At 64.1% G+C, this 18,378-nt stretch carries 21 protein-coding genes; 8 read left to right on the top strand and 13 right to left on the bottom strand.

Annotated features, from left to right (window positions below; all coding sequences use genetic code 11):
• Window positions 1–35: 35 nt before the first annotated feature.
• From H0W47_RS03725 to H0W47_RS03700, 6 genes are all read right to left on the bottom strand, one after another.
• A complete protein-coding gene (locus tag H0W47_RS03725; RefSeq protein ID WP_296920923.1) occupies window positions 36–3,341 on the bottom strand; it encodes an error-prone DNA polymerase in 3,306 nt (1,101 codons plus the stop codon).
• Between the two features lie 8 nt (window positions 3,342–3,349).
• A complete protein-coding gene (locus tag H0W47_RS03720; RefSeq protein WP_296920920.1) occupies window positions 3,350–4,960 on the bottom strand; it encodes a DNA polymerase Y family protein in 1,611 nt (536 codons plus the stop codon).
• On the bottom strand, window positions 4,920–5,705 hold the full coding sequence (imuA, locus tag H0W47_RS03715) for a translesion DNA synthesis-associated protein ImuA (RefSeq protein WP_296920918.1): 786 nt from the start codon (window positions 5,703–5,705) through the stop codon (window positions 4,920–4,922). Before imuA ends, H0W47_RS03720 begins: the two co-directional genes overlap by 41 nt.
• A 158-nt stretch (window positions 5,706–5,863) precedes the next feature.
• Window positions 5,864–6,385, bottom strand: coding sequence for a disulfide bond formation protein B (locus tag H0W47_RS03710; RefSeq protein ID WP_296920915.1), 522 nt, complete (start codon window positions 6,383–6,385; stop codon window positions 5,864–5,866).
• Window positions 6,386–6,561: 176 nt separating this feature from the next.
• On the bottom strand, window positions 6,562–6,834 hold the full coding sequence (locus H0W47_RS03705; protein ID WP_296920912.1) for a hypothetical protein: 273 nt from the start codon (window positions 6,832–6,834) through the stop codon (window positions 6,562–6,564).
• A 298-nt stretch (window positions 6,835–7,132) separates the two neighbouring features.
• Window positions 7,133–8,038, bottom strand: coding sequence for a LysR substrate-binding domain-containing protein (locus H0W47_RS03700; protein ID WP_296920907.1), 906 nt, complete (start codon window positions 8,036–8,038; stop codon window positions 7,133–7,135).
• Window positions 8,039–8,181: 143 nt separating this feature from the next.
• On the opposite strand from H0W47_RS03700, the gene H0W47_RS03695 reads away from it, so the two are divergent.
• On the top strand, window positions 8,182–8,832 hold the full coding sequence (locus H0W47_RS03695) for an NAD(P)H-dependent oxidoreductase (RefSeq protein ID WP_296920904.1): 651 nt from the start codon (window positions 8,182–8,184) through the stop codon (window positions 8,830–8,832).
• Here the strand turns inward: H0W47_RS03695 and H0W47_RS03690 are convergent.
• Both H0W47_RS03690 and H0W47_RS03685 read right to left on the bottom strand, forming a co-directional pair.
• A complete protein-coding gene (locus H0W47_RS03690; protein WP_296920901.1) occupies window positions 8,829–10,229 on the bottom strand; it encodes an APC family permease in 1,401 nt (466 codons plus the stop codon). The genes H0W47_RS03695 and H0W47_RS03690 overlap by 4 nt on opposite strands.
• A gap of 3 nt (window positions 10,230–10,232) precedes the next feature.
• Complete coding sequence (locus H0W47_RS03685) at window positions 10,233–10,787, bottom strand: NADPH-dependent FMN reductase (protein ID WP_296920899.1); 555 nt, start codon at window positions 10,785–10,787, stop codon at window positions 10,233–10,235.
• A gap of 237 nt (window positions 10,788–11,024) precedes the next feature.
• Here H0W47_RS03685 and H0W47_RS03680 point away from each other — a divergent pair, with 237 nt between their 5' ends.
• The 6 genes from H0W47_RS03680 to H0W47_RS03655 all read left to right on the top strand — a co-directional run bounded on the left by H0W47_RS03680 (window position 11,025) and on the right by H0W47_RS03655 (window position 14,067).
• Window positions 11,025–11,573, top strand: coding sequence for a DUF1003 domain-containing protein (locus H0W47_RS03680; protein ID WP_296920896.1), 549 nt, complete (start codon window positions 11,025–11,027; stop codon window positions 11,571–11,573).
• Window positions 11,570–12,187 (top strand): HAD-IA family hydrolase, encoded by a 618-nt coding sequence (locus H0W47_RS03675; RefSeq protein WP_296920893.1) that lies wholly within the window; start codon window positions 11,570–11,572, stop codon window positions 12,185–12,187. Before H0W47_RS03680 ends, H0W47_RS03675 begins: the two co-directional genes overlap by 4 nt.
• A gap of 87 nt (window positions 12,188–12,274) precedes the next feature.
• Complete coding sequence (locus tag H0W47_RS03670) at window positions 12,275–12,652, top strand: PH domain-containing protein (protein WP_296920890.1); 378 nt, start codon at window positions 12,275–12,277, stop codon at window positions 12,650–12,652.
• A complete protein-coding gene (locus H0W47_RS03665) occupies window positions 12,612–13,265 on the top strand; it encodes a DUF1697 domain-containing protein (protein WP_296920887.1) in 654 nt (217 codons plus the stop codon). Before H0W47_RS03670 ends, H0W47_RS03665 begins: the two co-directional genes overlap by 41 nt.
• Before the next feature lie 7 nt (window positions 13,266–13,272).
• The gene (locus H0W47_RS03660) at window positions 13,273–13,551 is read left to right on the top strand and encodes a hypothetical protein (protein WP_296920884.1); all 279 of its coding nucleotides are present in this window, start codon (window positions 13,273–13,275) and stop codon (window positions 13,549–13,551) included.
• Between the two features lie 6 nt (window positions 13,552–13,557).
• Window positions 13,558–14,067, top strand: a complete 510-nt coding sequence (locus tag H0W47_RS03655; RefSeq protein ID WP_296921014.1) for an extensin family protein — start codon at window positions 13,558–13,560, stop codon at window positions 14,065–14,067.
• 65 nt (window positions 14,068–14,132) lie between these two features.
• On the opposite strand, the gene alkB is transcribed toward H0W47_RS03655, so the two are convergent.
• The 5 genes from alkB to H0W47_RS03630 form a co-directional block, all read right to left on the bottom strand.
• Window positions 14,133–14,795 (bottom strand): DNA oxidative demethylase AlkB, encoded by a 663-nt coding sequence (gene alkB, locus H0W47_RS03650; protein ID WP_296920881.1) that lies wholly within the window; start codon window positions 14,793–14,795, stop codon window positions 14,133–14,135.
• A 26-nt stretch (window positions 14,796–14,821) separates the two neighbouring features.
• Window positions 14,822–15,520 (bottom strand): 2OG-Fe(II) oxygenase, encoded by a 699-nt coding sequence (locus H0W47_RS03645; RefSeq protein ID WP_296920879.1) that lies wholly within the window; start codon window positions 15,518–15,520, stop codon window positions 14,822–14,824.
• Between the two features lie 239 nt (window positions 15,521–15,759).
• A complete protein-coding gene (trxC, locus tag H0W47_RS03640; protein WP_296920876.1) occupies window positions 15,760–16,197 on the bottom strand; it encodes a thioredoxin TrxC in 438 nt (145 codons plus the stop codon).
• Between the two features lie 32 nt (window positions 16,198–16,229).
• A complete protein-coding gene (locus H0W47_RS03635; protein WP_096665230.1) occupies window positions 16,230–16,463 on the bottom strand; it encodes a hypothetical protein in 234 nt (77 codons plus the stop codon).
• Window positions 16,450–16,803 (bottom strand): hypothetical protein, encoded by a 354-nt coding sequence (locus H0W47_RS03630; protein WP_296920870.1) that lies wholly within the window; start codon window positions 16,801–16,803, stop codon window positions 16,450–16,452. Before H0W47_RS03630 ends, H0W47_RS03635 begins: the two co-directional genes overlap by 14 nt.
• Window positions 16,804–17,119: 316 nt before the next feature.
• Between H0W47_RS03630 and H0W47_RS03625 the strand changes: the two genes are divergently transcribed.
• Window positions 17,120–18,262 (top strand): YihY/virulence factor BrkB family protein, encoded by a 1,143-nt coding sequence (locus H0W47_RS03625; RefSeq protein ID WP_296920867.1) that lies wholly within the window; start codon window positions 17,120–17,122, stop codon window positions 18,260–18,262.
• Window positions 18,263–18,378: the final 116 nt, after the last annotated feature.

The following is an 18,378-nucleotide window of genomic DNA, read 5'->3' as shown; positions in this document are numbered from 1 at the left end:
CGGCTATTTTTATGCCCCAACGCGGCTGGCAGGGCTCAATGGAAATCCCGGCTGGACGTGCCCAGCCGCCCGAGCAGCGGCGTCAAATCCTCCAGCCGCTGCGCCACCAGGTTGCGCACCGCGCCGTAACCCGGCTCGGTTCCGCTTTCCTCGCTGCGCTGCCAGACGCCAAACACCGCCAGCAGACGCGCGTGCAGCAGCTCGGCGCGCTGGCTTTCACGTAATGATTTCCAGACGATGACGTTGACCGGTCCAGTTTCGTCTTCCAGCGTCACAAAAATCGTGCCGTTGGCGGTTTGCGGCTGCTGGCGCACGGTGACAATGCCGCAGCCAGCCACCTGGCGGCCATTGGGCAAGGCGTTGAGTTCACTGGCACTGAGCAGGCCGCGCCTGGCCAGCCCCTGCCGCAGCAGGGCCAGCGGGTGGCGCCGCAGGGTGAGACCCGTGGCCTTGTAGTCAAACAGGATGTTTTCGCCTTCGGGGGTGTCGGCCAGCAGCAAGGGTGCCTCGTGGATGGGCACGGCCTTAAGCAGGCCGGGCGCGGACTTGATCGCTGCCGCCTCCCAGACCTGCTGGCGCCGGTGGCCGGCCAGCGGCAGCAAGGCATCGGCAGCGGCCAGCGCGTTGATCTCCAAGGTGCCAAGTTTCGCGCGCGACACCAGGTCTTCGGTGGAAGTGAACAGTGCTTGCGCGCGAGCTTCTTCAATGCGCCCGGCAGCGGCTTCAGACAAGCCCGCCACCAGGCACAGACCCAGGCGAACGGCGGGCTGGTTTGCCGCGATGGCAGGATAAGCCGGCGGGGGAAGATTTTCAGAAGGCTCCAGCGTGCAGTCCCATTCGCTGTGCATCACGTCGACAGCCCGCACCTCGACGCCGTGCCGGCGCGCGTCCTGCACCAGTTGTGAGGGTGCATAAAAACCCATGGGCTGCGAGTTGAGCAAAGCCGCCAGGAAACAGGCGGGCTCATGGCACTTGAGCCAGCAACTCACATAGACCAGCTTGGCAAAACTGGCGGCATGGCTTTCAGGAAAGCCGTAGTCGCCAAAGCCCAGGATCTGGCTGAAAATGCGCTCGGCAAACTCGGGCGTGTAGCCGTTTTTCACCATGGCGTTGATCAGGCGGCCACGGAAACGGTCCACCCCGCCCTTGCGCTTCCAGGCGGCCATGGCGCGGCGCAATTCATCGGCCTCGCCGGGCGTAAAGTCGGCCGCGATCATGGCGACCTGCATCACCTGTTCCTGAAAAATAGGAATGCCCAGGGTGCGCTCCAGCGCGGGGTTGAGCGCCGGGTAGTCGGCCACCACCTTGCCGCCGCCGCGTTCGATCTCGCGCGCCTTCAGGTAGGGGTGCACCATGCCGCCCTGGATGGGACCGGGCCGCACGATGGCGACTTCGACCACCAGGTCGTAATAACAGCGCGGCTGCAGGCGAGGCAGCATGGACATCTGGGCGCGGCTCTCGATCTGGAACACACCCACGGTGTCGGCCGCGCAGATCATGTCGTAGGTCTCCTCATCCTCCAGCGGCAGCTTGTGCATTTCCAGGTCGCTGCCACGGCTACGGTTCACCAGGTCCAGGCAGCGCCGGATGGCCGAGAGCATGCCCAGCGCCAGCACATCGACCTTCATCAGGCCCATGGCTTCGAGGTCGTCCTTGTCCCACTGGATGATGCGGCGGTCCACCATCGAAGCCGGCTGCACCGGCACCAGCCGCGTGAGTTTTCCCTGGGTCAGCACAAAGCCGCCGACATGCTGGCTCAGGTGGCGCGGGAAGGCCGGGCGCGCCTTCTCGCGCTTTTTGCGCTTTTGGCCGTCGTCGGCGTCGGCGACCTCGTCTTCGGCTTGGGGGTACACCGCCATCAGCAGGCGTGCGAGTTCCAGCCACTGCAGCACTGGGCCGATGTTGTCCTGCGCCTCGGCCTCCCGGATTTTTTCTTCCAGCACGCGGCTGCCGTCGAACCAGAAATGTTCTTTGGCGTACAGCTCCACAATGTCGGGATCAATACCCAAGGCCTTGCCCACATCGCGTACCGCGCTGCGTGAACGGTAGCTGATAACGGTGGCGGCAATCGCGGCGCGGTCGTGGCCGTATTTGCCGTAGATGTACTGGATCACCTCCTCGCGCCGCTGATGCTCGAAGTCCACATCAATGTCCGGCGGTTCGCTGCGTTCGCGGCTGATGAAACGCTCGAACAGCAGATTGCTTTGCGAGGGGTCGATGGCGGTGACCTCCAGGCAATAACAAACCGCCGAATTGGCGGCGGAACCGCGCCCCTGGCAAAGAATCGCCTGGCTGCGCGCAAAACGCACGATGTCATGCACCGTGATGAAGTACATCTCGTAGCCCAGCTCCTCAATCAGGGCCAGCTCCTTGCCCACCTGCCGCCGTATCCTGGGCGGAATGCCCTGCGGATAACGCCTGTGCGCGCCTTGCCAGGCCAGCCGCCGCAGGCAGTGCGCAGGGGTTTCGGCGCGCGGCACGATGTCGTCTGCCGGGTAACGGTAGAGCGTGCGGATTTCATCAAGATTGAAGTGGCAGCGGCCAGCGACCACCCCCGTGGCGCGCAGCAGGTCGCGCGGGTAGACCTCGGCCAGCCGCATGCGCTGGCGCAAATGCGCCTCGGCGTTGGCCTGCAGTTCAAAGCCGCATTCATGCACCGTGCAGCCCAGGCGGATTGCGGTCAGCACATCGTGCAGCGGCTTGCGCGAACGCACATGCATCAGCACCTGGCCGGCCGCCACCAGCGCGATGCCACTGCGCCGGGCCACCTCGCGCAGCTGGGCCAGCCGCAAGGCGTCGTCCAGACCCTGCAGCAGTTCGACCGCCAGCCAGGCATGTGCACCAAAATTGTTGTTAGCCCAGGTGGCATAAGCGCAGAGTGCTTCGGTATCGATAGCATCGGGCAGGGGTGACAGCATGACTTCGCAATCGGTGAGCACTGAAAATTCGGTTTCACCCAGGACCACGCGGTAGCTGCCTTTTTCAGTCCCGTCACCGAGCTGCCGCGCGGTGGTGATGAACTCGCACAGGTTGCCCCAGCCGGCCGCATTGTGCGGCAGCACCACCAGGCGGAAGGCCTGCTTGCCGTCATCGGCCTTGACCAGGAACTCCGCGCCCGGCAGCAGCTGGATGCCCAGCACCCGTGCGGCTTCATGCGCCTTCACCACCCCGGCCACGGAACATTCGTCGGTGATGGCAATGGCACGGTAGCCCAGCTCTGCTGCGCGCTCCACCAGCTCGTGTGCGTGCGAGGCGCCGCGCTGGAAGCTGAAGTTGGACAGTACATGCAGCTCCGCATAGTTGGGCAACTGCAGGAACTCAATCGGGGCGTCGGAGAACATGCGGCGCTTCAGGCAAAAAAACCGTGCAGATACCAGTCGTGCCGCAGTTGCAGCGCCGGCTTGGCGGGCGCGGCGGGCAAGGCCAGGCGCACGCTGTAAATCCACAACAGGCTGCCCTGAGCGCTGCGGTAGATGTAGTAGTCGCGCATGGTCGGCGGCACCTGGCGTTCGGCGTGCGCGTGGTAGGCGCCTTCGCTGGGCGCGAGCCAGCCGCTGGCCTCCAGCCGCTGCGGGCCGGCCAGGCGCTGCAGACGGCCCTGGTAGACCGGGCTGTTGCCAGACACGGCCAGTTTCAGTGGTTCGGGCAGCAGCCAGCTCGGGTAGAGCGCTTCGCTGCGAATCACGGGAGATGCCGGATTTTTCAAGCCTTTTTGGCCTCTGGCCCTTGTCGAATCTGCGCTACTAGCTATCAATTTGATAGCGGAGTGGGCCGGCACCCAGCGTTGCATCTGCTCGGGCCGGTGGTCGGCCTGGGGCTGCCAGGCCAACACCTGCGCCGGGCCCAGGCGCGCGCTCAGGCGCTCGATCAGCTCGACCGCGCTGTCGCCCTGTTTGCGTTCCGACATCAAGAGGCTGGCGGTGGCGGCGGCCGCATCGGCCAGTGGCTCGGTCACCAGCGAGCGCAGGCTCAGCGAATGCACCGGCGCCGGCAGCTTGTGCTGCGCCAGCTGTTCGCCCAGCAGGCGCGCCACATGGCGCAAGTCCTGCGCGGGCTGGGCCGTGCGCACCTCGATCTCGCCGGTGGGCGGCACGTCCCTGCGTTTGTCCAGGTGCCAGGTCAGGCGCAGCGCACTCAGGCCGCTTTGCCGGCCCAGCAGCCAGGCCTGCAGCCGGACCAGCAGGCGTTCGGCGCCGGCCATCAGCGCCGGCGCATGGATCACCAGGGCATCGAGCTCGATTTTTTCTTCAAAGTGTTCGGGCAGCACCAGCCATTCGTACTCGTCGGCCAGCGTGCCACGGGCGCGGTCCAGCGCCTGCAGCAGATCCGCGCCGAAGCGCCGGGCCACGCCATCGCGCGGCAGGCGCAGCAGGTCGCCCCAGTTGCGGCAACCGGTGCGCTCCAGCACGCCCAGATGCGGGCGCGCTGCGCTCAGGCTGTGCATGGGCAACTCGGCCACCCGCTGCCGCAATCCTTCGCCTTGCTCCAGCTTCATCCGCAGTCGCCCCAGTGCTATTAAAGATGTAGCGCCCTGCGCCCGCCGGACAAGGGCAGGGAGCCTATCAAGCCTGGAAAGCGTCGGCTGCAAACCGACCGCAGCGGTCCATTTTTCACCGTCTTTTTGTCCCATAGCTGGGCTATGGGCCTGCAAATCCGGCAAAAACTGTCCTCGCTGGGGCCGATTTTCGCTTTCGACGTTCCAAGCCTGACAGGCTCCTGGCTGATTCGATTCAAAAAATGCAAGCAGGCGCTGTTCCAGTTGCTGCATCAGCCGCGCCAGGCCACCGAACAGGCGCAGGCTACCGGTCACGTCCATCAGAACGGCTTCATCGAGCAGCGTCACGCGCGGCGTGAAACCCAGCGCCATGCTGGCCACCGCGCGTTGCGCGTCGGCTTGGTCCACCAGAGCAGCACCGGGCTCAGTGGTGATCGAGGTGTGCAATGCGATCCAGCAGCGCATGAACGGGGTTGTCCGGTGAGTTGAGAGGCAGCGGCAAAGGCGCCAGTTCCTCGCGGCGGCGGCGCAGGCGCTCACGGCTGGCCGCTAGCAGCGCCGCCAGCCGGGGCGGCAGGCTGTCGAGCAGCAGGGGTGCCGCCAGCGGCGGGCCGCGCCGCTTGAGCACCTGCACGCGCAGCTGGCCGGCTTCAGCGGCCGCGCCCTCGACCAGCAGGCGCAGCGGCGCCGGCGAAGACTCCTGCTGCGCATGCGGCGGCCTGAAGACAAACAGCAACTTGCCATGGTCATGCGCGGCAATCTGCAGGCGGCGCAGGTGCGCGCTGCGGGCATCGGGAAGCCAGGCCAGCACGGCGGCGACATCGGCGCACTGCAGGGCTTCACGCGTGGCCCACAGCAGCGCCGGCCCCTGGCTGTGCACACAGACCATGCGCTGCAGCTTGAGCTGGCGAGCACCCAGCGCCGGACCAAAAGGCAAGCAGGGGGCGCCCACCAGCACCAGCAGTTTGCCGGGCGCTGCGGCCTGCACGGCGGCCAGCGCCGGTGCCACCAAGCCCCACTCATGCAGCCCGGCCTGCGGCTGCAGCACTTCAACCAGCGCCCCCTGCGGCCAGCCGCCGCCGGGCAGTGCCCGGTCAAGCGGCGGGTAACCTGTGCCCACAGTCTGTGCACGCGTGCTGCCCAGCTCGCCCGCGCACCAGACGCCTGCAGGCAAGGCAGTAGCTGGGGATACAGAAGAAAAAGCAGGCATGGCGAGGATTGAAAAGCGTCACAATACTGTGTATTCATCCAGTATCACACTTTTCCACGGCTCAGGGAAGGGCCGGGCTCCCAAGGCTTTTGGCATCACCTCACAAAAAAGGCGTCTACCGGAGGGCCGCAGGGCTGTCGGCCCGTTCCCCCGAGTTTTCAGGCCTTGCTGCGCCCCGCCCCGCGCGCCTGGACCACCAGCAAAACCAGCATCAGCAGCGCAATGCCAGAAAAACAAAGAAACGACCAGTTGGCAATCGACAGGCCCAGAAAAGCCCAGTCGATCTTGGTGCAGTCGCCGCTGCCCTTGAAGATCATCGGGATCACGCGCTGCAGCGGAAAGGTCTCGATCATTCCGTAAAAGTCACGCCCACAGGACGCCTCTTCGGGCGGGTACCACTGCAGCCAGCTCTGGCGGGCCGCCACAAATGCGCCAAAGCCGGCAAAAAGCATGGTCTTGGCCGCGCCGGCCATAACCAGCCACTTGGTGCTGAAGAAGGCCGTCACGCCGGCCACAATGGCAACCACTGCCAGCGCATAACGCTGCACGATGCACATGGGGCAAGGCTCCAGCCCGACGACATGCTGCAGGTAGAGGCCAAAAGCCAGCATGGCAACACAGGCCACGGATACCAGGGCCAGCACACGGCGCGGCGCGGCTTCGAAATACGTCAACAACATCAGCGTCCTTTGAATCTCAACGGTAATTGTCCGATGTTCGTGAGTTTAGGCGCTGATAAGTTCCCAATGGGCGCATGAACTCCTGGCGTCAGGCCAGGCAGCTTGCCGGACGTGCTGAAACAAAAAGTGCCGCCACGGAAAATCCGCGCGGCAGCTTGAATCACCCAGGACGGGATTTACTTGGCGGGTGTCACCGTCACGGTAGGCACTTCGATTTTTTTCTCTTCTACCTTGACGGTTGGAACCGTCACCGTTTTCTCGGTGGTACCCACGCTAACGTCCGGTGTCTTGACGTCGTATTTTGGCAGCGTGATGTCACCTTCCTTGGTCTTGGTGACCTCCACTTTAGGCACAGTGATGTTGCCTTCCTGGGTTTTTTTGACGTCGCAGGCGCTCAGGCCCAATGCACCTACGGAAACAAGTGCTACAGCAAGGGTGGTTTTAAACATGAAGGACTCCCGGTAAAAATTGTTGAACAAAAAAAGAAAAAGTTAAAAAAGTTTGCTTCACCAGAAAAGTAATCAGTTGAAGCAGAAACTTTGAATAAATTTTCTCGGTCAATCGGCATCCGAGTTTGTAGGCTGAGGCCTAAGTCCCTGTGGGCAAAGTTTGTTTTTATTTGCCCTAAATCCACTCCCTGCGGCTGCCGGAGGCCAGCGTTGGGCGCCCCTCGGTTTATATGCCAATTAACCTGCAGCCCTCGTCCAGCAAGCTCAAGCAGCTATCAAAAACGGAGCGTTTCTGGCTTCAGACCAGCATCTCCCCGCGCATGTGCTCGCCGAGAAAGTCCAGAAAGCTGCGCACCGCCGGGACTTGGCCGCGGCGTGAAGGGAAGACGGCATGGGCCACGCCAGCGCGCAGGGTCCAGCCTGGCAACACCGGCACCAGCAATTGCGCCTGCCGCTCTGCCGCGCTCAGCGAGTCGGGCAAAAAGCTCATGCCGGTGCCGGCCAGCATGGCCAGTTTCAGGGTCAGCAGGTCGTCGGCCACGTAACGCGGCTGATGCTGCAGCACAAACTCCCGGCCATCCGGGCCCAGCAAGGTCCAGGCGGCGCGCCCGTCGATCCAGGACATGGCGACGGTGTCGAGTTTGTTCAGCTCCTCGGGTGTTGCCGGCATGCCCTGCCGGCGCAGCAGCTCCGGGCTGGCCAGTAGCTGGCCGGTGCTGGCGCCCAGGTTTTTAACCACCAGGCTGCCGCTGTCGTCCAGCGTGGTCCGCACACGCAGCGCAATGTCTACACCTTCTTCCACCAGGTCTACCACCCGGTTGGTGACGCGCATGTCGATTTTGACCAGCGGGTACAGCGCCATGAAGCGCGGCACCAGATAACCCACGGTGCTTTGCGCCAGCGTCACAGGGCAACTGATGCGCAAGGTGCCGCGCGGCTCGACCTGCAGCTGCGCCACCGCTTCGCCGGCCGCCAGCGCCTCGTCGCGCATGGCGCTGCAGTGCCGCAGATAAATCTCACCGACTTCGGTCAGAGACAGCTTGCGGGTGGTGCGCTGAAGCAGGCGGGCGCCAAGTCTGGCCTCCAGCTCGGCCACGCGCCGCGACAGCCGCGATCTGGGCAAGCCCAGCGCGCGCCCGGCGGCGGCAAATCCGCCCCGCTCCACCACCTCGGCGAAATACAGCATGTCGTTCAAATCCTGCATGGTTAGCTTTTATTGTCCTGTTGATAGAACAATGTATCGCGATTTTGCCGACTTATGAATCAATCGACTCATCCACACAATCTATCCGTGGCTGAGATTCAGGTGAACCGGCCAACAACCGACAAAACTTCAAGGAATCCCTCATGAGCAAGCTTCTTCACATCGACTCCAGCATCCTCGGCGGCAACTCGGTCTCGCGCCAGCTGACCGCCCAGATCGTCGCCTCCTGGCGCGCCAGCCACCCTGGCACCGAAATCAGCTACCTGGACCTGGCTGCCGACGCGCCCAGCCATCTTTCGGCCGAATCGCTGGGTTTTCGCCTGCCCGCCGGCAGCGCGCTGAGCGAGATGCAGCAGCGTGAAAACGCCGTGTCCGAAGCGCTGGTGGCGCAATTCCTGGCGGCTGACGTGATCGTGGTCGGCGCGCCGATGTACAACTTCAGCATCCCGAGCCAGCTCAAGGCCTGGATTGACCGGGTGGCGCAGGTTGGGCGCACCTTCTCGTACACCGACAAGGGCCCGGTGGGCCTGGCCGGTGGCAAGGCGGTGATCGTGGCTTCCACCCGTGGCGGCATGTATTCCACCAGTGAAGCCGGCAATGCGATGGAGCACCAGGAAAGCTACCTCAAGGTGGTGTTTGGTTTCTTCGGCATCACCGACGTGCGTTTTGTGCGCGCCGAGGGCCTGGCCATGGGTGAAGCGGCCAAGGCTGCGGCCCTGGCCGCTGCTGATCTGGAGATCAAGGCGCTGGCCACGCAGGCCGCCAACCAGCCGACTGCAGCACTGGCAGCCTAGTCGGCTGTGCTTGCGGTGCGGCGCCGCATGATGCGCGGAAAGAGCTGCGTCAGACCCCACAGAAGCACACCTAAGCCCAGCAACACGGCGGCAATGGTGTACTGCACTGGGTCCCGGCCGGTCCACGGCCCGACCAGAAAAGCGCAAGTCAGCGCGCCAAGCACCGGCAACACCAGCGGCGCGTGAAAGTGCTTGTGGCTGACCTTGTCCTTGCGCAGCACCAGAACGGCAATATTGACGATGGTGAAGACCAGCAGCAGCAGCAGCGCCGTGGTCCCGCCCAGCGCCGGCACTTCGCCTACAAAGGTGATGAGGCCGAAGGCCAGCAGGGTGGTGAAAGCAATCGCCACATAAGGTGTGCGCCGCGCCGCATGCACCCTGCCCAGCAGCGGCGGCAACACGCCTTCGCGGCTCATGCCGTAGACCAGCCGACTGGCCATCAGCATGTTGATCAGCGCGCTGTTGGCCACCGCAAACATGGTAATGAAGCCAAACAGCTCAACCGGAAAGCCGGGCGCGCCGGCCTGCACCACCTGCAGCAGCGGGGTTTCGCCTTCGGCCAGTTTTTCGGGTGGCACCAGCGTGATCGCCGCAATGGACACCAGCACATACACCAGCCCTGTGATGAACAGGCCGGCCAGCAGCACCTTGGGGAAGATGCGTGACGGATCCTTGCTCTCCTCGGCCATGTTGACCGAGTCCTCGAAACCCACCATCGCAAAAAAAGCCAGCGAGGTGCCGGCAATCACCGACCAGAAGGCGCTGCCGCCGTCCGTCGTGGCCTTGAACTCCATCACCCGCCCCACGTCGCCCTGCCCTGTGCCTATGGCCCAGAAGCCGATGCAGATGATGATCAAGAGGCCGGTCAGCTCCACACAGGTCAGCAGCACGTTGGCTTTGACACTTTCACCGATGCCGCGCAGGTTCACCGCCGCAACCACTGCCATGAAGCCCAGGCCCACCGCCGTGATGCCAAAGCCGCTGCCCAGGTCCAGGTCGAAGGTGCCCGCCAGATTGGCCGCAAACGCCCGCGACGCGGTAGAGGCCGAGGTGATGCCAGAACACATCACCGCAAAGGCGACGATGAAAGTGATGAAGTGCACGCCGAAAGCCTTGTGCACATACAGGGCCGCGCCGGCCGCACGCGGGTACTTGGTGACCAGCTCCAGATAACTGAAAGCCGTGATCAGGGCCACCGCGAAGGCCACCAGAAACGGCAGCCAGACCACACCGCCCACCTGTTTGGCGACCTGGCCCGTCAAGGCGTAGATGCCCGTGCCCAGGATGTCGCCGACGATGAAGAGCAGCAGCAGCCACGGCCCCATCACGCGGTGCAGCGACGGCTGGTCCGTAGCGCCGCCGGCTGCGGGCTTGGCCGGGTCGGGCGCGGCAGCCACGGCTTAGGCGTTCACAGTGTTTTTGACAAAGGCCACATACGCGTCGACCCAGGACTGCAGGAATTTTCTGCTGGCCTCACCGATGTTGCCGTCCGCGTCGTACAGGCCTTCCTTGTTGTGGATGAAGGCCTCGGGCTGGCCCAGCGTCGGCGTGTTCAGGTAGGCCAGAATGTTGCGCAGGTGCTGCTGCGCCAGCGCCGTGCCAATCGGGCCGACCGAGGCGCCGATGACGCCGGCGGGCTTGCCGTTCCAGACGCTTTTGCCATAGGGGCGGGACGCGTGGTCGATGGCGTTTTTCAGAACGCCTGGAATGGAGCGGTTGTATTCCGGCGTGAGGAACAGCACGCCCTGCGCGGCCGTGATCTCGCCCTTCAGGCGCGAGACTGGGGCGCACGGGCTGGCGTCATCGTCCTGGTTGTACAGCGGCAGGTCGTCGATGCGCACATGCGTGAAGCTGAACTCTGCCGGGAACAGCTTTTCCAGCGCGCGGGCGAGTTTGCGGTTGAAGGAGTCTTTGCGGATGCTGCCGACGACGACGGCGATGTTGTACTGGGCCATGGGAATCTCCTGAAACAAGGGAAAGAGCCTCCAGCGCCGGCAAGGCACTGTAGCGGGGCGGGCTGGACCATTATGCAAATACCAGGTTTCATCGCATGTCATCCGCCACCCCGGAAACGCCTTGTTACGCAGCGCGTTGGCGGCGGGGCTCGACGAAAGCCCGGGGTAAGGGAACACCGCGGGCATAAACTCGTTGCAGGGCGTGCCTTCCTGCACGCGCACGCATGAGGACGACCCATGAAACAAGCCGAAGAAATCGCCAGCCATCTGGGCATGCCGTATGACACCCTGGACGAGGCGGCCCGCAAGGTGGCGCGCCATGTCGCGGCGCGCCAGCATATCTCCCGCAACACGGCAGACGACGACGCCAACACGGCCGGACAGTGCGCGGCTGATGCGGTGGCGCGCTTCGGCGGGTCCTGGACCTTCATCATGCTGTTCGGTGCCACGCTGGTCGCCTGGGTTGTGCTCAATTCGGTGATCCTGGCACGTTATGACCGCAGCTTCGACCCCTACCCCTACATCCTGCTCAACCTGTTTTTGTCGATGCTGGCATCCATCCAGGCGCCCATCATCCTGATGTCTCAAAACCGCCAGGCCCAAAAAGACCGGCTCGTCGCCACACACGATTACGAGGTCAACCTCAAGGCCGAGCTCGAAATCATGCTGCTGCATGAAAAAGTCGACCTGCTGCGCGAGGGCCAATGGGGCGAACTGCTGCGCATACAGCAGGAGCAGATCCAGCTCATGACGCAATTGCTGGACAAATCGCCCCGGACGCCATGAGGTCAGACCCCAACACGCGCAGACAGGCCCTTCCCGCCCGGGCAAGCCCTGTCCCGGCACTGCTGTTTGACCTCGGCGGCGTACTGATCGACATCGATTTCAAACGCGCCTTCGAACATTGGCAGACGCTCTCCACCCTGTCGCTGGAAAGCATCCGGGACAAGTTCAGCTTTGACGCGGCCTATGAACAGCACGAACGCGGCGAGATCAGTGCCTCGGACTACTTCGCGCACCTCGTCCAGCAACTTCAGTTGAAGGATGACCACGAGGCGGTTGCCCAGGGCTGGAATGCCATCTTCACCGGCGAGATCGGTGAAACACTGGCGCTGGTGCGGGCTGCCCGCGCCCAGCTGCCCTGTTACGCCTTCAGCAACTCGAACAGCGTGCACCAGGCGGCCTGGTCCCGCATGTACCCGGCGGTGGTGCAAGCCGTTGACCGGATTTTTGTCTCATCCGACATCGGGCTGCGCAAGCCCGAGCGGCGCGCGTTCGAGCACATCGCCGATGCGATCGGCGTGCCGGTGCAATCCATCCTGTTTTTTGACGATCTGGCCGACAACGTGGCCGGCGCGCGCGCTGCGGGACTGCAGGCGGTGTGTGTGCAGCCCGGCTGATGTGCGCACGGCACTGGTGGCGCTCGGCTGCGAGCTTGCGCCGCCACCGGCATCACAATGGCCCTCAGCTTTTATAAAGGAATAATCATGGGTTTGCTGGACGGAATGATGGGCAACGCGTCCAAAGTGGATGCGGCGAAGATTCAACAGGAGTTTGCCCAAGTGCTGGCCACGGGCGAGCAGGTTGAACATGCCTACCAGTTGCTGCGCGACTACTTTGTGTTCACCAACAAACGACTGGTGCTGGTGGACAAACAGGGCATGACCGGCAGCAAGGTCGAATACCACTCGATTCCCTACAAAAGCATCACACACTTCAGCGTCGAGACCGGTGGCCACCTCGACCTCGACGCCGAGCTGAAGATATGGATTTCCGGCACGGCGCTGCCGGTGCAGAAACGCTTCAACAAGAAGCTCAGCATTTATGAAGTGCAAAGTGTTCTGGCCGGTTACGTGCTGCGATAAGGCGCAGGCACACGCCGATCCAGCCTTCCCTACTCGCCAGGTCATCCGTATTCGGCCCTTGCGTACAGAACAGCCGCCTTCAGGCCATGAAACACGCCGTCTTCTTCCGCAACCTGAACATGGGCCGCGCAAACTGCCCGACCGGGGCGCAGCTGGAAGCGCCGCGTCGTTCCTCACCAATGGCACGCTTGTTTTTTCGTCCGGCAGCAAGGCGGGAGCGCGCAAAGTGCTGGCCCAAGCCTGCCGCATATTGCAGGACGAATCCGGGCTCAGGGAACCGGCTTATCTGCGTGAGATGAAAGATCTGGCCGACCTGGTTGCCGGCCAGCCGTTTCGCTCAGTCGCAACCGGCAGCGTCTACGCCCGCTGCATATCCTTTCTGCCCGAAAAATATGCCGCACCGGCCGACTGGCCGCAAGCCTCGAACCGTGGCGATGTGAACATCCTGCGTGTGAGCCCGACCGAGGTTCTGAGCCTCAGCCACCTGATCGGCAAATCTCCGGGCAGTCCCAATGCGTTTCTGGAAAAGCTCCTCGGCGCCCCGGTGACCACGAGAAACTGGAACACCGTCGTGCGTCTGGTCGGCAAACACCGCGCCGCGGCAAGCCTGTAAACAAATCATGGCTCCTTCCCCGCGCCCGCACGCCACCTCTGATACGCCTGCCCCTGCCAACCGCCCCCGCTGGGGTCGCTGGGTCTTTGCGCTGCTGGGGGCTGCGCTGGTTGCCGGCGGCTATGCGGTGTACAGCGGCGCAGTCACGATCCCCGAGCGCTTCAACCCCTGGGCGCCGCTGGATGTGGCGGCACCGCCCAACGTCCTGACGCCGATGAAACTCGCGCGGGCGCGCGCGGATCCGCAGCGCTGCCTGGCTGCGCTGGCACAGACCGGCATGCGGTAGAGCCCGCTGCCAGACCGCGTCACCGGGCCGGGCTGCGGCTTCGAGAACGCGGTACTGCTGCGGGAATCCGGCGTGAAGCTGGGTGCGCCGGTGTCGCTGAGTTGCCCCATGGCCTTGTCGTTTGCGATGTGGGAAAGGCATGCCTTGCAACCGGCGGCAGAGTTGCACGCGGGCCAGCGCGTCACCGCCATCACCCACCTTGGCAGCTACGCTTGCCGCAACGTCAATACAGGTGAAGGTGCCGCGCCCAATGCGCCCTCGGGCAACCGCAGCCGCCATGCCACCGCCGATGCGCTGGACATCGCCGGTTTCACGCTGGCCAACGGCAAATCCATCTCGGTGCTGCGGCAGTGGCAGGACGACGACGCGACCGGGGCCGGACCCGAAGCACTGTTCCTGAAGGCGGCGCACAGCGGCGCCTGCCGCTATTTCAAGGGCGTGCTGGGGCCGGACTACAACGCGGCGCACAAGGACCACTTCCACCTGGAGACCGGCGGCTTCAGCATGTGTCGCTGAGCATTTTTGCTCTTGTTTTGATAGCTGTTAGCGCCCGTTAGACGGGGGCTAGAGGCCGATTTGATCTACAGATCCAGACCGGCACGCCGGAATGTCAGGTTGATGCGACGTCGCCCCAGCAACGCGTGTTCACCGTCGGCCAGCGGCGCCACGCCATGAAAAGCCAGCCGCGCTGCGCCGCCCCATACCACCACGTCGCCGTGCTGCAGGCGGTAACGCTGTGGCCGGTCGGCGCGGCGCTCGCTGCCGAACAAAAACACCGCAGGCAGGCCCAGCGAAACCGACACGATGGGCGCTGAAAAATCCTGCTCGTCCCTGTCCTGGTGCAGCGACAGTTTGCTGCCCGGCAGGTACTGGTTGATCAGGCAGGCGTCGGGCATGAAGTCCGGGTAGCCCGCTGCCCGGGCTGCACGCACGGCGAAGGCGCGCAGCAGCCCGGGCATCGCGGGCCAGGGCTGGCCGGTCAGCGGGTCCCGCGCGTCGTAGCGGTAGCCGCGCCGGTCAGACACCCAGCCCAGCGGGCCGCAATTGCTCATGCCCACCGACATGGTGTGCCCGCCGGGCGTGACCAGATGGCGCAGCGGCGCGGCGGCCAGCACATCGTCCAAAGCTTGCAACAGCGCGGCATCCACGTCCCGCGCAAACCCGCGCAGCAGCACGGCGCCGGGCGCCAGTAGCTCCTGCGCCGGCGAGGGCGCCTCCAGGTCATCAAACAGATCGGCAGTCACGCGGTCATTTTCCCTGCCCCGCGTGTTTACTGCGCGTCATGAAAAATAATCCCCAGCGTGTGGCGCCGGCCTGAGCGGACCTCGCTCACGCCGTGCCGCATGTTGACCCGGTAAAAGCCCCGGCTGCCCTGCACCGGCCGATGGTGCACGGCAAACACCACCGCATCACCCTGCTGCAGCGGCACCACGGTGGCGCGCGACTGCATGCGCGGGCGCTGCTCGGTCAACACAAACTCGCCGCCCGTGAAGTCCCCGCCGGGCCGCGACAGCAGGATGGCCACCTGCAGCGGAAACACATGGTCACCGTAGAGGTCCTGATGCAGGCAGTTGTAATCGCCTGCGGCATATTGCAGCAGCAAAGGCGTTGGCCGCGTTTGTGCGGCCGCATGGCAGCGCGCCAAAAATTCCGAATGGCTTGCCGGGTAACGCACGGCGATGCCCATGGCTTCGTTCCATCGGTTCGCCACTTCTACCAGCTGCGGATAAAGCCGACCCCGCAGACTTTGCACCAGATCCGGCAAGGGGTAGCTGAAATACTGGTATTCACCCCGACCAAAACCGTGACGCGCCATCACGACGCGGCTGCGGAAGCTGTCCGTCTGCGGATAGAGGGCAGTGACGGCGGCACATTCGGCCTCACTGAGCAGTTGCGGCAACACGGCGTGGCCGTGGGTCTGCAGCGTATCCGCAAGGCCTTGAGATGGCGTTTCGGTAAAAGTTGGCATGGCTAACATCGCATCAAGTGGCACGAGCGCAAGCGTAAGCGCCCTCACCCGCCCGCGCTGGCCGCAACCGGACATGTGCCAGTTTGAGGCATCAAATCAGGCCTTAGCCCTTGTCTGGTGGGTGTGAGTAGCTATGAAATATATAGCACATAGAAGGTTTTTCGCACGATCTCAAGCCGGAACAGGTTGTCAGTGCGTTGGTGCAGAAGCAAGAGCCCGTGCAAAGGCCTGAAACAAGCTCAGAGTGCGTGGAACTTCGCCCAGCGCACGATGTCGGCCAGGCCCATGGCGCCGGGTTGGCGCGCGACCTCGCGGCCGCCCACAAACAGGGCGAGGGTCGGGATGCTGCGAATGTTGAAGCGCGCGCCCAGGGTGGGTGAAGCTTCGGTATCGACCTTGGCGAGGCGGAAAGCAGGCTCAAGCTCGGCGGCGGCCTGTTCGTAGGCCGGCGCCATCTGCAGGCAGGGGCCGCACCAGGGCGCCCAGAAATCGACCAGCACCGGAATCTGGTTGCGCCCGACGTGGCGGTCAAACGCCGCCTCATCCAGCGCCACCGGACGCTGGGTGAACAGCATCTTGTGGCAACTGCCGCAGTCGGGCGCCTTGGCCAGGTCGTCCTGCCGCACCCGGTTGGTGGTGTGGCAATGCGGGCAGACAATGTGCAGGGGATCAGCCATCGCGCGTGCCCGGTGGGCTTTTCAGCAAGGTGTCAGCTGTTGTTGGCTTCGTCCAACGCCTTGCAGGAAGGCGCGCAGACCGCGTGCGACTTGCCCAGCACTTTGCGGGTGCCCATTTGCGAGCGTGGGCGGTGTTTGCCGCACATGAAGCAGGACATGGTGGCCGCGCCGAAAGAGGCGGACGCGACAAAGGGCGAACCCGACACCTTGGATTTGTAGCGCAGCCCGTCGGCGAGGACAGTGGTTTTGGCATCAGCTCTGGCCATAGGGGGTTCCTTTGTTGGATGAGCGCATGGCGCGCCCGATGACTTGCCTGGCTTGCTGCTCGGCGCTGAGGGATGTTTCCAGCGGAGAACGGCACAAGCCCGCGTACTGGTAGTGCATATTTTCGTACAACTCGGCCGCAGCCGGGTGGGTATCGAGCAATGCCCCCAGTTCCGTGCCCTGCGGCGCGCTGCCGAAGGCCTCGGCCAAGTGGTTCACGACCGACAGGTATTGCTCCGGCCCGACCGGCTCCTGGCTGTGCTCCAGACGCTCAAGCAACTCTGCGAGAACGTGGGTCACGGTCAGGCTGGCGCTGGGAGAAGAGGTGGGGGTGGTGGTCATGCTTCAGAGCTGGGGGTCCCGGGCCCGAAAACAAGCGCCAGAACGGCCATTTTACCAGCAGTCATGCTGCGGGTTTGCCCCGGTACCCGGCCGGTTCACTATTATTTTTGTAGCGCACGACGCTTGCCAGTCGTGGGCCCGGGGATATTTTTCATACCGTGCCGGTTACGTGAGGTGAGGCAGTCGGACCGGGTGGATGTAGCCATGGCAGCCCGCCTACACGAGCTTACAGCCCGGACCGACGGCGCCCGCGGCCTCCATCTGAAACACTTTGTACCGTTGCCGGCCGTCGCCGGTGTTTTGCCAGGACCCCACCGTGCATTTCCAGCTTTTCTACCGCCTTGCCAGGCAATCTGTCACCGCCTGGATCGACGACTACGCGCCCAGCATGGGGGCGGCGATTTCCTACTACACCGTGTTTTCGATCGCGCCGCTGCTGATCATTGTGATCGCCGTCGCCGGCATGCTCTGGGGGCGCGACGCCGTACAGGGTGAAATAGTGGCCCAACTCACCGGCCTGATCGGCAAGGACGGCGCTATTGGCGTGCAAGCCCTGATCGAAAGTGCCAACAAACCAGCCAAAGGCGTCTTCGCCACCCTGATCAGCGTGGCTGTGCTGGTGGTGGGTGCCACCACAGTATTTGCCGAACTGCAAAGCGCGCTGGACCGGGTCTGGGACGTGCCACCCTCACAAAAGGCGTCCGGCATCTGGGCCACCCTGCGCGCGCGCCTGCTGTCGCTGGGCTTTATCCTGGGACTTGGCTTTTTGCTGTCGGTATCGCTGGTTTTCAGCGCTGGCGTGGCAGCTTTCGGCGGCTGGGCCAACGGCTTGTTCCCGGGGTGGGAGGTATTGCTGCAGGTGGTGAACACAGCGATTTCGCTCGGGGTCTCCAGCCTGCTGTTTGCCATGATTTTCAAGCTGATGCCGCAGGCGAGCGTGAGCTGGCGCGATGTCTGGGTCGGCGCCGCCGTCACCGCCGTGCTGTTCGAGATCGGCAAAACGCTGATCGGCCTGTACATCGGAAAAAGCAGCGTGACCTCCTCGTTTGCGGCGGCCGGCTCGCTGGTGGTGCTGCTGCTGTGGGTCTACTACTCGGCGCAGATTTTCTTGCTGGGCGCAGAATTCACCTGGGTGTTTGCGCATGAACACGGCTCGCTCAAGGGCCAGGTCGGCCACAAGGAGACGCCGGTTGCGGGATCCGATGCCGACGGGGGCAGCGTGCTTGCGCCTGCGGTCGCGGCTCCGCACCGCAGCGACGCGGGGGGCAAAGAAATTCCTGCCGTCCCCCAGGACGCACTGCCCGCCCCGGCTCATCGCCCTGTGGCAAGTGCGCTGCGCCCTGCGACAAGCACGCTGAGGCAGCGTGCCCTGGTTTACGGCGTGTCCTCCGCAGGCCTGGCGCTGCTGGCTCTGGTGCTGCAAAAAAAATTCGGGTCAGCGGGTCGCAGACCGCGCTGAGCTGGGTCGAGGGCAGTTAGTCGCGAAGGATTGCGCGAGCGCGGCGCACGCCTGACCCTGCCAGCCCAACGGCTACTGCGAGAAGGGTGGAAACATTCATAAAATGGCCGCGCGGG

This window comes from Polaromonas sp. (assembly GCF_013817205.1).
Lineage (GTDB): Bacteria > Pseudomonadota > Gammaproteobacteria > Burkholderiales > Burkholderiaceae_C > Polaromonas.
The sequence above is the reverse complement of the archived record's forward strand: the minus strand, read 5'-3'. Positions and strand labels throughout refer to the sequence as shown.

Coding starts and splice junctions, on each gene's coding strand:
- H0W47_RS03670 (WP_296920890.1), top strand. CDS start 12,275: ATGGGTTTGCTGGACGGAATGATGGGCAACGCGTCCAAAGTGGATGCG.
- H0W47_RS03720 (WP_296920920.1), bottom strand. CDS start 4,960: ATGCGCTGCTGGATCGCATTGCACACCTCGATCACCACTGAGCCCGGT.
- H0W47_RS03700 (WP_296920907.1), bottom strand. CDS start 8,038: ATGCAGGATTTGAACGACATGCTGTATTTCGCCGAGGTGGTGGAGCGG.
- trxC (WP_296920876.1), bottom strand. CDS start 16,197: ATGGCTGATCCCCTGCACATTGTCTGCCCGCATTGCCACACCACCAAC.
- H0W47_RS03665 (WP_296920887.1), top strand. CDS start 12,612: ATGAAGTGCAAAGTGTTCTGGCCGGTTACGTGCTGCGATAAGGCGCAG.
- H0W47_RS03705 (WP_296920912.1), bottom strand. CDS start 6,834: ATGTTTAAAACCACCCTTGCTGTAGCACTTGTTTCCGTAGGTGCATTG.
- H0W47_RS03630 (WP_296920870.1), bottom strand. CDS start 16,803: ATGACCACCACCCCCACCTCTTCTCCCAGCGCCAGCCTGACCGTGACC.
- imuA (WP_296920918.1), bottom strand. CDS start 5,705: ATGCCTGCTTTTTCTTCTGTATCCCCAGCTACTGCCTTGCCTGCAGGC.
- H0W47_RS03725 (WP_296920923.1), bottom strand. CDS start 3,341: ATGTTCTCCGACGCCCCGATTGAGTTCCTGCAGTTGCCCAACTATGCG.
- H0W47_RS03680 (WP_296920896.1), top strand. CDS start 11,025: ATGAAACAAGCCGAAGAAATCGCCAGCCATCTGGGCATGCCGTATGAC.
- H0W47_RS03635 (WP_096665230.1), bottom strand. CDS start 16,463: ATGGCCAGAGCTGATGCCAAAACCACTGTCCTCGCCGACGGGCTGCGC.
- H0W47_RS03675 (WP_296920893.1), top strand. CDS start 11,570: ATGAGGTCAGACCCCAACACGCGCAGACAGGCCCTTCCCGCCCGGGCA.
- H0W47_RS03645 (WP_296920879.1), bottom strand. CDS start 15,520: ATGCCAACTTTTACCGAAACGCCATCTCAAGGCCTTGCGGATACGCTG.
- H0W47_RS03710 (WP_296920915.1), bottom strand. CDS start 6,385: ATGTTGTTGACGTATTTCGAAGCCGCGCCGCGCCGTGTGCTGGCCCTG.
- H0W47_RS03685 (WP_296920899.1), bottom strand. CDS start 10,787: ATGGCCCAGTACAACATCGCCGTCGTCGTCGGCAGCATCCGCAAAGAC.
- H0W47_RS03660 (WP_296920884.1), top strand. CDS start 13,273: ATGGCTCCTTCCCCGCGCCCGCACGCCACCTCTGATACGCCTGCCCCT.
- H0W47_RS03695 (WP_296920904.1), top strand. CDS start 8,182: ATGAGCAAGCTTCTTCACATCGACTCCAGCATCCTCGGCGGCAACTCG.